Source organism: Sphingobium sp. ZW T5_29, from assembly GCF_044987515.1.
GTDB lineage: Bacteria > Pseudomonadota > Alphaproteobacteria > Sphingomonadales > Sphingomonadaceae > Sphingobium.
In genome coordinates, this window is record NZ_JBJDRM010000002.1 from 202,349 (window position 1) to 216,196 (window position 13,848).

General features: G+C 63.5%; 14 protein-coding genes. 6 read left to right on the top strand and 8 right to left on the bottom strand.

Annotated features, from left to right (window positions below; all coding sequences use genetic code 11):
* The first annotated feature begins 54 nt into the window (after positions 1-54).
* Complete coding sequence (locus tag ACI3KQ_RS02315) at positions 55-1,128, top strand: GNAT family N-acetyltransferase (RefSeq protein ID WP_404954396.1); 1,074 nt, start codon at positions 55-57, stop codon at positions 1,126-1,128.
* Here ACI3KQ_RS02315 and ACI3KQ_RS02320 read toward each other — a convergent pair.
* Entirely contained in the window at positions 1,106-1,969 is an 864-nt protein-coding gene (locus tag ACI3KQ_RS02320) for a cupin-like domain-containing protein (protein WP_404954398.1), read from the bottom strand. The genes ACI3KQ_RS02315 and ACI3KQ_RS02320 overlap by 23 nt on opposite strands.
* A complete protein-coding gene (locus tag ACI3KQ_RS02325; RefSeq protein ID WP_404954400.1) occupies positions 1,966-3,096 on the bottom strand; it encodes a GNAT family N-acetyltransferase in 1,131 nt (376 codons plus the stop codon). The genes ACI3KQ_RS02320 and ACI3KQ_RS02325 overlap by 4 nt, the downstream gene beginning before the upstream one ends.
* Before the next feature lie 186 nt (positions 3,097-3,282).
* On the opposite strand from ACI3KQ_RS02325, the gene ACI3KQ_RS02330 reads away from it, so the two are divergent.
* From ACI3KQ_RS02330 to ACI3KQ_RS02345, 4 genes are all read left to right on the top strand, one after another.
* Positions 3,283-4,281, top strand: a complete 999-nt coding sequence (locus tag ACI3KQ_RS02330; RefSeq protein ID WP_404954402.1) for an NAD-dependent epimerase/dehydratase family protein — start codon at positions 3,283-3,285, stop codon at positions 4,279-4,281.
* 284 nt (positions 4,282-4,565) lie between these two features.
* On the top strand, positions 4,566-5,573 hold the full coding sequence (locus ACI3KQ_RS02335; protein ID WP_404954404.1) for an SIS domain-containing protein: 1,008 nt from the start codon (positions 4,566-4,568) through the stop codon (positions 5,571-5,573).
* Between the two features lie 5 nt (positions 5,574-5,578).
* The gene (locus ACI3KQ_RS02340) at positions 5,579-6,382 is read left to right on the top strand and encodes a 3-deoxy-manno-octulosonate cytidylyltransferase (protein WP_404954524.1); all 804 of its coding nucleotides are present in this window, start codon (positions 5,579-5,581) and stop codon (positions 6,380-6,382) included.
* Complete coding sequence (locus ACI3KQ_RS02345; RefSeq protein ID WP_404954406.1) at positions 6,379-6,981, top strand: histidine phosphatase family protein; 603 nt, start codon at positions 6,379-6,381, stop codon at positions 6,979-6,981. The genes ACI3KQ_RS02340 and ACI3KQ_RS02345 overlap by 4 nt, the downstream gene beginning before the upstream one ends.
* A 97-nt stretch (positions 6,982-7,078) precedes the next feature.
* On the opposite strand, the gene ACI3KQ_RS02350 is transcribed toward ACI3KQ_RS02345, so the two are convergent.
* Genes ACI3KQ_RS02350 through ACI3KQ_RS02360 form a run of 3 tightly spaced genes read right to left on the bottom strand, consistent with a single transcriptional unit; the run spans position 7,079 to position 8,910 of the window.
* On the bottom strand, positions 7,079-7,624 hold the full coding sequence (locus ACI3KQ_RS02350; protein ID WP_404954408.1) for an LptA/OstA family protein: 546 nt from the start codon (positions 7,622-7,624) through the stop codon (positions 7,079-7,081).
* Positions 7,625-7,626: 2 nt separating this feature from the next.
* Positions 7,627-8,271 (bottom strand): LPS export ABC transporter periplasmic protein LptC, encoded by a 645-nt coding sequence (locus tag ACI3KQ_RS02355; protein ID WP_404954410.1) that lies wholly within the window; start codon positions 8,269-8,271, stop codon positions 7,627-7,629.
* Between the two features lie 21 nt (positions 8,272-8,292).
* Positions 8,293-8,910, bottom strand: a complete 618-nt coding sequence (locus ACI3KQ_RS02360; RefSeq protein ID WP_404954412.1) for a ribonuclease D — start codon at positions 8,908-8,910, stop codon at positions 8,293-8,295.
* A gap of 243 nt (positions 8,911-9,153) precedes the next feature.
* Here ACI3KQ_RS02360 and ACI3KQ_RS02365 point away from each other — a divergent pair, with 243 nt between their 5' ends.
* On the top strand, positions 9,154-10,002 hold the full coding sequence (locus ACI3KQ_RS02365) for a cold-shock protein (protein WP_404954414.1): 849 nt from the start codon (positions 9,154-9,156) through the stop codon (positions 10,000-10,002).
* A 162-nt stretch (positions 10,003-10,164) separates the two neighbouring features.
* On the opposite strand, the gene ACI3KQ_RS02370 is transcribed toward ACI3KQ_RS02365, so the two are convergent.
* Genes ACI3KQ_RS02370 through ACI3KQ_RS02380 form a run of 3 tightly spaced genes read right to left on the bottom strand, consistent with a single transcriptional unit; the run spans position 10,165 to position 13,763 of the window.
* A complete protein-coding gene (locus ACI3KQ_RS02370; RefSeq protein ID WP_404954416.1) occupies positions 10,165-11,514 on the bottom strand; it encodes a cell wall hydrolase in 1,350 nt (449 codons plus the stop codon).
* A gap of 18 nt (positions 11,515-11,532) precedes the next feature.
* Positions 11,533-12,462, bottom strand: a complete 930-nt coding sequence (gene cysK / locus ACI3KQ_RS02375; protein WP_404954418.1) for a cysteine synthase A — start codon at positions 12,460-12,462, stop codon at positions 11,533-11,535.
* Entirely contained in the window at positions 12,459-13,763 is a 1,305-nt protein-coding gene (locus ACI3KQ_RS02380) for an MFS transporter (RefSeq protein ID WP_404954420.1), read from the bottom strand. The genes cysK and ACI3KQ_RS02380 overlap by 4 nt, the downstream gene beginning before the upstream one ends.
* Between the last annotated feature and the right edge of the window lie 85 nt (positions 13,764-13,848).

Consider the following 13,848-nt stretch of genomic DNA (forward strand, 5'->3'; position numbering starts at 1 on the left):
TTCCACACCGACCATCGGCTTGACCGGCTGTGCGGCGCTGCCCACAAGAGCGCGATGGTCCTGACCGCCCGATTTTCATCCTTGCCGGATATGTCCAACCTCGCGACCCGCTGGCGCGCGCTGGAGGCGTCGTCCGGTGCGTCATTTTTTCTGGGCTGGACCTGGACCGGCAGTTGGCTGGAAAGCTATGGCGTTCGCCCGGAACTGCTGACGGTGGCGGATCAGGAGGGCAGGGACATCGCCCTTGGGCTGGTTGGTCATGCCATGTCGCCGCGCCTGCTGGGCCGATGCGCGACGCTGTCGCTCAACCAGTCGGGCGATGCTGTCGCGGACCGTCCCTTTGTCGAATATAATGGCTTGCTTGCTGCTGCCGGATACGAGGTGGCGGCGGCAAAGGCATTCCATGCGGCGATTGCCAAGCGGCCGGATTGGCGGGCGTTGCGCCTGAGTGGCGTGGTCCCCGCTTCGCCTCTGCTCGATATCAAGGCGCACCGTTCCGTCCGGCTGGATCGCTCGCCGGTCTATCAGGTCGATCTGGAGGCTGTGCGCGCGGCCTCGGACGATTATCTGTCGCTGCTGAGCGCCAATACACGCAGCCAGATCCGCCGCGCGATCAAGGATCATGGCGGGTCGCTGCCGTCGATCAGGGTCGCATCGACTGCCGGTGAAGCCGCCGCGTGGATCGAGGAAATGCGCGTCCTGAATGAAGGGCGCCACGCCGACAATGCCTGGGCCGACCCGGCCTTTTGCCGGTTCGTCACGCTGCTTGCCGATCGGGGCCGGGACAGTGGTGAGGTCGAATTGTTGCGCTTTGCCGATGGGACCGGCGTGGTCGGGCTCCTTGTCAATTTCGTCTATCGCGGGCAGGCGATGAACTATCAGTCCGCATTCGCCGCGCCGCTGTCGCCCAAGGATAAGCCGGGCCTGCTGTGCCATGCTGCGGCGGTTGGGCACTATCAGGCGCGCGGCCTGGCGCTCTATTCCCTGTTGGCGGGCAAGGACCGTTACAAGCAAAGCCTGGCCACGCGCGAAGAGGCGCTGGAATGGTGGGTGGTCGAACGGTTTTCGCCCCGGTTGGAGGCCGAAGTGGTGTTGCGCCGTCTGCTCAGGCGTCCAGCTTCCGCATGAGGCGGTAGGCGATCCGGCTAGCTCTCTGCTTCTCTGGCCGTGCCCCGATCCGCGCCGTGGGCAGTCCCCGCCGCCGTAGCAGCGCGTTCAGGCCATGTAGCTCCCCCTCCGCCACGCTGCGTTCGGAGCGCCAGGTGACGGACAGGCTGATCGAAACAGCCGGGCCATTTTCGACGAAATGCGGCGCTTTCACCGGGACATGGATGGCATCACCGGGCAGCAGGCGGAATGCTGTTCCCCGGTCCCGGAAATGATCGTGCCAGTCCAGATTGCGATGCCCACCGTCGTGGAAGGATTCGCTCTTCGTCGCGGGCACCAGTTCATCGTCCCCGGCGGGGAAGACGGTCATGACCTTTTCGCCCATGATCTGAAGCAGGATATTATGTTCCGGGTCCATGTGGAACGGGGTGACGCTGCCCGGCGATGACAGGAACAGGAATGCCTCCCGGTGCAGCATCGGGCCGGTTGCCCGCGCGACCAGCGGGGCCAGCTCCTCCAACGCTTCGTCCAGAAGCGCGCCATAGGCAGGGTCGCGCTCGACATTCTTCAGCACCGCCCAGCTGCCGTTGGTTTCAATCGACCGGATCGTTTCGCCCAGCGTCAGCCCGTTGGCGGGCGTGTCTTCGGGACGGACGCCCAGCGGCAGCTTGCCCAGATTATATTCGACGCTGGCAGCGGGCATCCGCTCCGCCAGATGCGCCAGCGCGTCGAGTGTCAGCAGGTCGTGGCCCGTCAGTTCATGGCGAAGCTTCACCGGCTGGTCGGGATAGGCGCGTGCGAAATCCGCCCGTGCGGCATCGGGGAATGTCTGGGCGGCGGTGACGGGTTTGTAGGCGGTCATGATTGTCCCTTCAGGCGCGCGGCCAGGGCTTCAGCGGCATTGGCCAGCGCGAAGGCTGTGGTGCGACCGATCCGGGCAAGGCCGCGTCCGTGAAGCGCTATGCGATATTGAACGATGGTCCGGCGCTCCGCCCACAGGCTGTCGATCATGGGGTGATCAGCAGCAGCGCAACTGTCCATCCAGTCGATGGCTGGGTCCGCCTGCACCGCGTGCAGATTGGCCAATTCTATGAGAACGCCCGGCGAAAACCGGCCCAGCTCTTCATCAAAGGCGATCTTGAAGGAAAAGGCGCCACCGGCATGGCGGAAATTTGCGAGCATGGCGATGGCCCGGCCATCCAGATCGATGCGCAGCATGTGGAGACGCCCGCCATTGAAGGCGGCAGCGCAGGCCGATCGGAAGAAGGCGGCTTCGCCTGGTTGGCAAGCGAGTGCGGTCCCTTCGCGTCCCTTCCATCCCGACGCTTCCAGCGCCAGGAAATCGGCACACCAATGGGGCAGGTCGGCGCGGCTGGTCAGCAGGCGTCGTTCCACCACACCCATTTCCGCCAGGCGCTTTTGCAGGCGGCGGATTTCCTTGCGCTTTTTTGCGCGGACGTGGGTTTCCCAATATTGATCCGCGTCCAGGCCAGATCGCAACATGGCGCGGTCGTAGCGATGCACTTCGCGCCGCCCGCGCCGCTGTTCGACGCACAAGGCTTCCAAAGCGGCGGCGTTGGCCCCGGCTGCGTCCAGGCCCTGCAGATGCAGGAATCCGGGCGCCCAATGCGCGGCATCCAATTGAGCGAGAAAGCTCCGCCAGGCTGCTATTTCACGCCCTTTTCGGATCAGCGGCGCCCCGAAAAAACAATGTTCGTGCATCCAGTTGCTGACGCAGGGGATGGGCAGGCGGCCATGCCGGGACGCGACTGCAACCGGAAGCAGACCGATTAGTTCGCCGTTATCAAAGGATTCGATCAGGCGTATGTTCGGCTGGCCGGTCAGATGGTCCAATGCCGCGCACAGCATGTCGGGCGCGTAGAAGGCGTTGGCCTCCGCCGGGTCCTGCGCCAGCGACGCCCAGCGCACACGTTGCGCCGGTCCATGGGCGCGGCTGTTGATCGGGGCCGGGTGCGAAGCCATATCCATGGCTCCTGTCCTTAAGCGGCAATGCTTAGGGAAGACTAAACAGTTCTAAATCGGTCAGTTCGACGGCGCTTTTGGGGAAAGCCCTTTACATCGGGCGCGCGATTGGCTGTGAACGGCCATAACACCTGATGAAAAGGGGATTTTGACGGTGAAGAATTCCAATCTGGCCCGCATGTTGCCTGCCGCATGACCATCCTTGTCACCGGGGCCGCCGGGTTCATTGGCATGGCAGTCGCAGATCGGCTGCTTGCGTCGGGGCGGGCGGTGATCGGCATTGACAATATGAACGATTATTACCCGGTTTCGCTGAAGCGCGACCGGATCGCCGCGTTGCAGGACCGTCACGGCAAGCTGTTCACCTTTGCCGAGGTCGATTTTGCCGACATGGATGCGTTGCATGCGGTGCTGGAAGGCCACAGCGTGGAGGCCATCATCCATCTGGGCGCGCAGGCGGGCGTGCGATATTCGCTGATCAATCCCCACGCCTATGTGCGTTCGAACCTGGCGGGCCATGTCAACATGCTGGAACTGGCGCGGGAACGGCGGGTGCGCCATCTGGTCTATGCGTCTTCATCGTCGGTTTATGGTGGCAATGACAGCCTGCCTTTCCGGGTGGAAGACCGGGCCGACCACCCGGTGTCGCTTTACGCCGCCACCAAGCGGGCCGACGAACTGATGAGCGAGACCTACGCCCATCTTTTCCGCATTCCCATGACCGGCCTGCGCTTCTTCACCGTCTATGGCCCCTGGGGCCGCCCGGACATGGCGATGTGGATCTTCACGAAAAAGATATTCGCGGGCCAGCCCATTCCGGTGTTCAACCATGGTCGGATGCAGCGCGACTTCACTTATATCGATGATATTGTCAGCGGCGTGATCGGCTGTCTCGATCATCCCCCCGCCGACGATGGAGCGGCAAAGGCGGGCGGAAGCCGATCACCCCATCGGCTGTACAATATCGGCAATAATCGTCCTGAGGAGTTGATGCACCTGATATCGGTGCTGGAGGAGGCCTGCGGACGCAAGGCGGAAATCGATTTCCAGCCGATGCAGCCGGGCGACGTGCCCGCCACCTTTGCCGACATTAGCGCCATCGTCCGGGATATCGGCTTTTCACCCAAGACGGCGATTGAAGTCGGGGTGCCGCAGTTCGTATCCTGGTATCGGGCTTATCACGGCGAATAGCAGATAAGGGCCGCCTATGACGCATTGCGGGCGGAAAAGTTCCGGCGATTTTTTGTCGATCGTTGATTATTTGCCGGTGTGACGATCGAGCCGCGCATTTTTGCACGCCGTTAACAAATTGAATTGCCATCACTGTCCGAACGGTCCTATTCCCCCTTCGGGTGTCGGCTTATGCCGAAATGGTTGCGATATTTCAGTTAAGGGCGGTGCGCTTTGATGCAACCGCCGCCACGCTCGCCAGTCAGGGTCAACCGGCGGTGAAGCCTGGAAAAAAGGGCGTTTACGTGTCTACAGTATCGAAGATCGTGCCTTTCGGCTCCGGCAGCCGGATCGTTGAAACCGCCCGCCGGACCTTGTTGACCGCATCCCAGGGGATCGACGCGCTGGAAACGCAGTTTTCCGACCGGGATTTTGCTGCGATATTCCTGCGCCTTGTCGGCGTGATCATGAATGTCCGAGGCCGCGTCATCGTCACAGGCATGGGCAAGAGCGGCATCGTCGCCCGCAAGCTGACCGCCACCCTGACATCGACCGGCACGCCCGCCATCTTCATGCATCCCGCCGATGCCGGTCATGGTGACCTGGGCATGGTGACCCCCGACGATGTCGTGTTGATGCTGTCCTATTCGGGCGAATCGAATGAACTTGGCCCGATCATCCAATATTGCAAGCGGTTCGGTATTCCGCTGCTGGGCCTGACGGCCCGATCCGAAAGCACGGTGGCGACGGCTTCCGATGTTTGCGTGCTGTTGCCCGCCGTGCGCGAAGCGTGCCCCAATGAACTGGCGCCGACCACATCGACCACGGTGCAGATGGCTTTTGGCGACGCTCTGGCCATCGCACTTATGGAAATGCGCGGTTTTTCGGCGGATGATTTCTACAAATTCCATCCCAATGGCAGCCTGGGCGCGCAGTTGCTGAAGGTTCGCGAACTGATGGCGAAGGGTGACGCGGTTCCCCGCGTGCGCGAAGATTCGTCATTGCTGGACGCGACCATGGAAATGACGCGGGGGCGGCTGGGCGGTACTGCTGTGCTCAACCAGGATGGGGAACTGATCGGCGCCTTTACGGATGGCGATTTGCGCCGCACTGTCACCGACACGCAGCATCTGAACGAAGCGGTTGGCCGGTATATGACGCCGACGCCGCTGACGGTGGGTTCAGATGACCTCGCCTCCGAAGCGCTGCGCCTGATGCATCTGCATAATGTCACCCTGTTGTTTGTATGCGATGGCGGCCAACTGGTCGGCGCGATCCACATGCACGACTTGCTGAACGCCGGGGTCGCCTGAACATTATCGTCGTCATACCGGCACGAGCGGGATCGTCCCGCCTGCCGCGCAAACCCCTGCGCATGATCGCGGGGCGGACGTTGTTGCATCGCACGATCGCCATGGCGCGCGCTGCGATTGGCGATCTGGCCGACGCGGAACTGGTCGTTGCGACCGACGATCGCGAGATTGCGGACCACGCCCGTGCCGCCGGTTGCGAAGCGGCGATGACCGACAGCGACATTGCAACCGGGTCGGGCCGGGCGCTGGCGGCAGCGCTGCAACGGCCCGCGCTGCCACAATTCGTGGTCAATCTGCAGGGCGATTCCCCTTTCCAGCCGGAAGGCGCGCTGCGGTCGGTCATCGCGGCGCTACGATCCGGCGCGCAGGTGGCGACCCCGGTGATCGCTCTCGATTGGGCGGCGCTTGACGCATTGCGCGAACACAAGATCCGGTCGCCCTTCAGCGGAACGACATGCGCCCGCGCGGCCGATGGGCGGGCCTTGTGGTTTTCCAAAGCCATTATTCCCGCGATCCGGGGCGAAGAGGGGCTGCGCGCCAATGCGCCGAAGTCGCCGGTGTGGCGGCATGTCGGGCTATATGGCTACACGCTCGAAGCGCTCAGGCGATTTGAGAATGCCCCGCCGTCGGCACTGGAAATGATGGAGGGGCTGGAGCAACTGCGCCTGCTGGAACTGGGCATCCCCGTCATGACCGTGCCTGTCGAGCCGCCATTGTTCGACAGTTCCGGCATCGATACGCTGGCTGACATTGATCGGGTAGAGGCGCTTATCGCCACCCATGGTGACCCGACGCCCGAGCTACCATGACCCGGCGCGTCTTCATCATTCGCCATGGCAATACGTTCGGCAGCAGCGCCGACGCCCGCCGCATCGGCGCGGCGACCGACATTCCACTGGTCGCCAGCGGAGTTGCGCAGGCCGACCGGCTGGGTAGCTGGTTCGCCGCCAGTGACCTGCCGATTCGTTGCATTCACAGCAGCCCGCTACAACGGGCGCGGGAGACGGCGGCGCGGATCGCGGCGGCGACGGGGCATGCGTTTACGGGCACTTTGCCCTGGCTCAGCGAGATCGACCATGGCCCTGACGAGGGTCGCCCGGAGGCCGAAGTGCTGGCCCGGATCGGAGCGGGGGCCTTGGCTGACTGGGATGAACAGGGAATCGCGCCCGACGGCTGGATCGTGGACGCCCCGGCACGCATTGCCGCCTGGAAAAAATGGTTCGGCATCGCGGGGGAGGGGGCTGAACTGCTGGTTACCAGCAACGGCGCGGCGCGATTCGCGCTGATCGCATCGGGGCTGAATTCCACATCGCTCAAGCTGCGCACTGGCGCATTTGGCGAGCTGGCCGTGGAGAATAATGGCGAGGTGCGACTGATCCGCTGGGACGAGCGTCCCCAGGACGGTTAGAGCAAGCAGCGCGATATGTGAATTGCGCAGCTTGCTTGATATCTTCGTGGTCGCATCGCTTTTCGCGGAAAACTGGTTCCCGCTGTTCCGCGCGATGCTAGTTGTTTCGCTGGGGAACCGAGAAAGTCCCTGACACGCGCCCGCCAGATCCGCCCGACACGCCTGGAGCGCCACCGGATGAACGCCCGTCCACGGTCGATCGACCGCTGGTCAGGTCTATCACCAGTCGTCCGCCCGTCAGTCGGCTCGCACCCTGCGTCAGGCTGACATTGCCGATCATGGTGATCAGCCGTTTGTTGAGGTCGTAGATGGCGACATTTCCGCGCGCGGTTTCATTGCCTTTGGTGACGACGACATTGCCGGTCGCGTCAATCCGATCGACTTCCACCCCGCCGCCGTTGGACCCGCCGTTGCGATAGGCCACTGTCATGCGCGCGGCGTTGAGCCGCATGCCCGCCTGCGTCACTTCGACATTGCCGGACACCACGACACGATCCGCGCGATCCTGCACCTCTATCCGGTCGGCATTGAAGTTGACGGGCGCGTTGCTGTCATGATTTTTCAGCACCTGCGCCTGCGCGCCGGGATAGAAAGCGACCGCGCCGAGTGCGCCAGCCGACAGCAGGATCAGCGATTTCTTCATCTCTACCGCCCTTTGAGGCCATTTTGTTCGATGCGCAAGCTTGCCCTGCCCTGCAGCGTAACGGTGCGCGCATTGAGGTCTGCTTCCAGATGATCGCCGCTGAACGTACCGATCGGGATGCGGCCATCGACTCGTCCAGTGCTGCGCATCGTCCGTGTCTTGAGGTCGATGCCCACGTCCCGTGTCGTCAGCCGATATCCGCCCGCCGCCTGGAACTGCACCGGGCCGTCGACCGCCACTCGTTCGCTGTCCATGTCATACCGGCCCTTGCGCGCGTTCAGCAAAGCAGGGCCTTCGGACAGCAGGACGCGCGCGGACATGTCATTGAGGTCGACCACGGGTTCGCGCGAGCTTTTCTGCACCGCCGATCCCGCCCGCAGCGAAAAGGGCTGACCCTTGCTGTCTTCGCCGCGATAGAGTGCTTCGGTGACGCGCATCCGTTCCTGCGCCACTTCCACCTTGTTCTTGTCGAGTACGAAGCTCACCTTGTCTCCGCCCACAAAGGGTGCGGTGGCCAACAACGCAGCCAATACGCCCGCCGCGACCGGGAGCCAGTTTTTGAGCGTGCCGACCAGCCGGTCGTGACTCCCCCTCGGCCGTGCCCAATGCCGTCGTGCGTTGCGTTGCTGTTCCGCCTGAATTGACATGGAGCGCCTGCGTCCTGCCCTTTACATATGGGCGAAGATGTCGATCTCCGGCCAGCCCGCCAGGTCCAGTTCGGCCCGGTGAGGGAGGAAATCGAAACAGGCCTGCGCCAGTTCCATCCGGCCTTCGCGCACCAGCCGTTTGTCCAGTTCGGCCTTCAGCGCGTGCAGGTAGCGCACGTCCGATGCTGCATAATCCTTTTGCGCGTCGGACAGGGTGGGCGCGCCCCAGTCGCTCGACTGCTGCTGCTTGCTGATTTCCTGTCCCAGCAATTCGCGGACAAGTTCCTTCAAACCGTGGCGATCGGTATAGGTGCGGATCAGGCGCGACGCGATCTTGGTGCAATAGACCGGGGCTGCCACCACGCCCAGATAATGTTTGATCGCCGCAATGTCGAAACGCCCGAAATGATAGAGCTTCAGCCGCGCGGGGTCGGCAAGGACGGCGCGCAGATTGGGCGCGGCATAATCACTGCCCGGCATGAACCGGACCAGATGCTCATCGCCCTGGCCATCGCTGATCTGAACGACGCACAGCCGGTCACGGGGGGTGATGAGGCCCATGGTTTCAGTGTCGACGGCGACGGGGCCGGGGGCGAGGACGCCGGCGGGCAGGTCCCCTTCATGAAAATATACGGTCATCCCACCCCTCTATGGTGAAAGCCGCCGCAACTCAATCGGCGCTTTTGCAGGGTGCCCAGAATGCCTCATCGGCGGCTCTCATCATGAATGCGGCGGCAATCGGGCTAAAATCATTCGCGCTGCCCTGAAAAATTGATATAGTGATTCCCTAAAGCCGCATCCTTGCGGTGGATTCTGCATGTCATTTCGCCCGGCATGTTTGTCCGATTTAGTCTTGGGCGAAGCGAAAGTGACCAACAGGGCATGAGTTTTGATAGAGGTCGCCGCGGCGGGCGCGGCAAGGACAAGCGCGACGGTTTCGGCGACGACAATTTTTACGGCGGCGGCGATCGTGGCGGCTTCGGCGGTGGTTTTGGAGATCGTGGTGGTTTCGGCGGTGGTGATCGCGGCGGCTTCGGCGGCGGCGGTGATCGCTTCGGCGGCGGTGGCGGCGGCGGTGGTTTCCGCAGCGGCGGCGGTGGCGGCTTTGGCAGCGGCGGCGGTGGCGGCTTCGGCGGCGGCCGTGGCGGCGGCGGCGGCATGCCAGCCCAGGTTGTTGGCGAAGGCACTGGCGTCGTAAAGTTCTTCAACGGCCAGAAGGGCTTTGGCTTCATCGTCCGTGACGATGGCGCGGAAGACGTGTTCGTCCACATCAGCGCCGTTGAGCAGGCAGGCCTGACCGGCCTGGCCGAAGGTCAGCAGCTTGGTTTCACCCTGGTCGATCGCGGCGGCAAGATTTCCGCCACTGATCTGAAGATCGAAGGTGAGCCCCTTCCAGTCGTGGATCGTCCGCGTGAACCTCGCGAACCCCGCGCTGGCGGCTTCGGTGGTGATCGTGGCGGCTTTGGCGGCGACCGTGGTGGTGATCGCGGTGGTCCGCAGCGCCAACTGACCGGCGAACGCGCTAGCGGCACGGTGAAGTTCTTCAACGCCATGAAGGGCTTTGGCTTCATCCAGCGTGACGATGGTCAGCCTGACGCATTCGTGCATATCAGCGCTGTTGAGCGTGCAGGCATGCCTGCCCTTAACGAAGGCGACCGCCTGGACTTTGAACTGGAAGTCGATCGTCGCGGCAAGCACGCGGCTGTCAATCTTCAGCCCAAGGGCGACTAAAACAAGTTTCCGCTTTCGCGGAGAGGATAAGAGGGGTCGCCTGCCCGGCGGCCCCTTTTCTTGTGGGCGCCATCTTTGGTGGCGCGGGACCGGGACGGGGTGTGATCGATCGTGTCGGCGCCCAGCGGGCGCTGCGCGGTGTCGCTCCCCAGCCGGGGCAGGCTAGCGCGCGGGGAGGTCCCCCTGCGTCACTGCAGGCGCTGGCGGCACGATCTTGACCGTTTCGAACCGTTCCTTGCGTCGCACGCCGCCGAGTATTGGCGCGACCACGCTGGCAGTGGGATCGGGGGCAGAAACGGGCGCGGGGTTGCGCTGACGCATGCATTCGCCCGCGCTGGCTCGCGGCGATTGGGTGCAATTCCAAAGTGATCTTTGCAGGCCGGTCGCGGCATTGTGGATATAGGCGAACGTCATGCTTTCCATCTGATCGCCGGTCAGGGGGAGTCGCGACGGAGCGTTCCCCGCGCGCCACGCCATGATCCGGCATTCGGGCCGCCCTGCGCAAAATGTCTGTGCCATCGTCGGCCAATTGTCGGGCTGGCTATCGCGGCTCAATTCCACCAGAAAGCTTTTCGCGCCCGGCGCAATCGTGATCAGCCGTGCCCCCGCCATCATCCGTCCGACGGCATCCGCGCCGATGCTTTGTTGGGGCTGGGCCACCAATGCCGCCACGCCACCGCCGGGCAGCAGCATCGAGGGCAGGCCAGCGATCAGGGGGCCGTCGGCCTGATGCGCTGCTGACAGGCGCGCGATGCGGGGTATCAACGGCTCTCCTGACGCCCTGCTGAAGCGGAAAGCCGGGGGCGTACCCCACCACCCGCGCCATCGGAAGAAGAGATGCGTGTCGACGGCCGCGATTTTGTCCAGGCTGCCGCTCCAATAGGGCACGACCCAGTCAGTATGATAATGGGTGGCATAGCCGACCGGCTTGAACACCTGGCCAGTGAGCGCCGCCCGCGCGATGTCCCGCGCCCGGTTCCACGCCGCCTGTGAGGGGGATCGGGCGAGGGCGCCATCGCAAGTGAAGGTGAACTGGCACCCGGTCGATCGTTCCTGCCCCTGAAACACCACGCCGCAGACAGTCTTGGGGAAGGCGGGGTGGCGAACGCGGTTCAACACCACCTGGGCGACAGCGCGCTCTCCAACGGCGTCGTCGCCTGCTTCATACAATTGCGCCGCAGCCAGGCAGTCGATTGCACGCGCCTGATCAATCGGCGCGCCCGAAAAGATGAAGGGCCGCGCCGCCGGGCTGGGCAGGCGCGAAAAGGGGGTGGCGGAATTGAGAGCGCGCGCCTGATCCCGGTCCAGTTCATAAAGCTCCACCGGCTGCACGGCGGGCGGCGGCGTCGCAGGCCGGACGCGGGCCGTGGGGGCAAGCGTCGTGCGCGATGTGAGGGCAAGTGGACCGCGCGCTTCCCAATAAGCAATCGTCGCGGGCAGGCCGACGAACAACATGAACCAGACCGGCCACATCAGGGGATGCGGCCGGTTGATGGGTGCGGCGTCGATCATGCCCGATCCGGTGCGGTCTTATTCGGGCAGGAAATCGGGCACCGACAAATAGCGTTCGCCGGTATCATAGTTGAAGCCCAGAACGCGGCTACCGGCAGGCAGTTCCTTCAGCTTCTGGGCGATGGCGGCAAGCGTCCCGCCGGACGATATGCCCACCAGCACGCCTTCCTCGCGCGCGGCGCGGCGCGCATATTCCTTGGCATCCGCCGGATCGACCTGAATGACCCCGTCCAGCAGCTGGGTGTGCAGGTTGGCCGGGATGAAGCCCGCGCCGATGCCCTGAATGGGATGCGGCCCTGGCTGCCCGCCGCTGATCACGGGCGAAAGCGTCGGTTCCACCGCATAGACCTTGAGATCCGGCCACAGCTTCTTCAGCACTTCCGCGACGCCGGTGATATGGCCGCCGGTGCCGACGCCAGTGATCAGAACGTCGATCGGGCTATCGGCAAAGTCGGTCGCGATTTCCTGCGCGGTCGTGCGGATATGCACATCGATGTTGGCCGCATTTTCAAACTGCTGCGGCATCCAGGAACCCGGTGTCTGTTCGACCAGTTCCAGCGCCCGTTCGATCGCGCCCTTCATCCCCTTTTCACGGGGCGTCAGGTCGAAGGTCGCGCCATAGGCCAACATCAGGCGGCGACGCTCCACGGACATGCTTTCGGGCATGACGAGGATGAGCTTGTAGCCTTTGACCGCCGCCACCATCGCCAGCCCAACCCCGGTATTGCCGGACGTCGGTTCTATGATGGTGCCGCCAGGCGTCAGGTCGCCCGATTCTTCGGCTGCTTCTATCATGGACAGCGCAATGCGGTCCTTGATCGACCCGCCCGGATTGGATCGTTCCGATTTGATCCAGACTTCCGTGCCCGCCGGCGCATCGCCGAACAGGCGGTTCACGCGGATGTGCGGCGTGTTGCCGATGGTTTCGAGAATATTGGCAGCTTTCATGTGGCCTTCTCCTGGCTGAAATCGGCCTCCCTCATGTCGGGTGGGTCGAAGGTACGTGCAAGGCGCAGCTCAGGGAAGAGGCGCGCCCAAAATAGCGTGATGATAATCGCGCCGATCCCGCCGCCGATCACGGCCACGACCGGCCCGACCAGCGCGGCGAGGAAACCCGATTCGGCTTCCCCCAGTTCATTGGATGCGGAAATGGTGAGTTGCGACAGGCTGGACACGCGACCCCGCATGGCGTCGGGCGTGTGAAGCTGAATCAGCGACTGGCGCACATAAACCGATACCATGTCAGCCGCACCCAGCGTGACCAGCGCGCCAATCGCCACTTCCATCGCGATATTCGTCGGCAGGAACGCGGTGCAGCCAAACGCTATGGTCGCCAGGCCGAATATGACGACCGCCGCCAGCATCTTCATGCCGACATTGTTTTTCATCGGGCGAATGGAAAAGAACAGCGCGATCAAGCCTGCGCCGATCGCGGGCGCAGCGGCGAGATGTCCCAGCCCCTTTGACCCCACATATAATATGTCACGCGCGTAGACGGGTAGCAGTGCCGTCGCCCCGGCCAGCAACACTGCGAACAGGTCCAGCGTTATGCTGGCAAGCACCAGCCGGTTGGACCGCACATAGGTGAGGCCATCCATCATTTGCCGGATGGGATGGCGGGTCGTGTCGCGGGGCGGTTGCGGGACCGGGCCGATCAGCATCATGCCGACCCAGGCAAGCGCGAAAAGCCCAGACGCCACCGCATAGGCGCCCCAAGGCTGGATGGCATAAGCATATCCGCCCAGCGCGGGGCCTGCGATCATGCCGGTTTGCCATGCCACGCTGGAAATCGCGATAGCGTTGGGCAGCACGTCGCGCGGGATCAAATTGGGGGCGAGCGCCGAATAGGCCGGTCCGTTGAAGGCCCGTGTAATGCCGACGACGGCGGCAATGCCAAAGATCAGCGGCAGGCTGACCCACCCTTCATATGTCGCGAGCGCCAACAGGCCTGACGCGCCGATCAGGATAAACAGGGTGATGCGGGAAATATATCGCCGGTCGAAATGATCCGCGACCCATCCGGTCAGTGGTGTGAGGAAGAAGAGCGGGAGGAACTGGGCAAGGCCGATCAAGCCCAGCTGCGCGGCGGCCCCGGACGTGCTCATCGTGCCGCGTGCGATATTATAGGCCTGCCACCCCAATATCGTCATCATGGCATATTGCGCGAGAACGGCGGCGAACCGGCTCCACAGATAGGCCCGGAAATTGCCGAAGCGAAGCGGATGGCGCAAAGGGGCGAGGGCCGTCATCCGCTTTCCTTAGCCCTTGCTCAGAGCGATAAGCAATGTCGGCGGTAGAGAAAGGGAACAGGCTTTCTTTTCAAGGGAAAGGCGC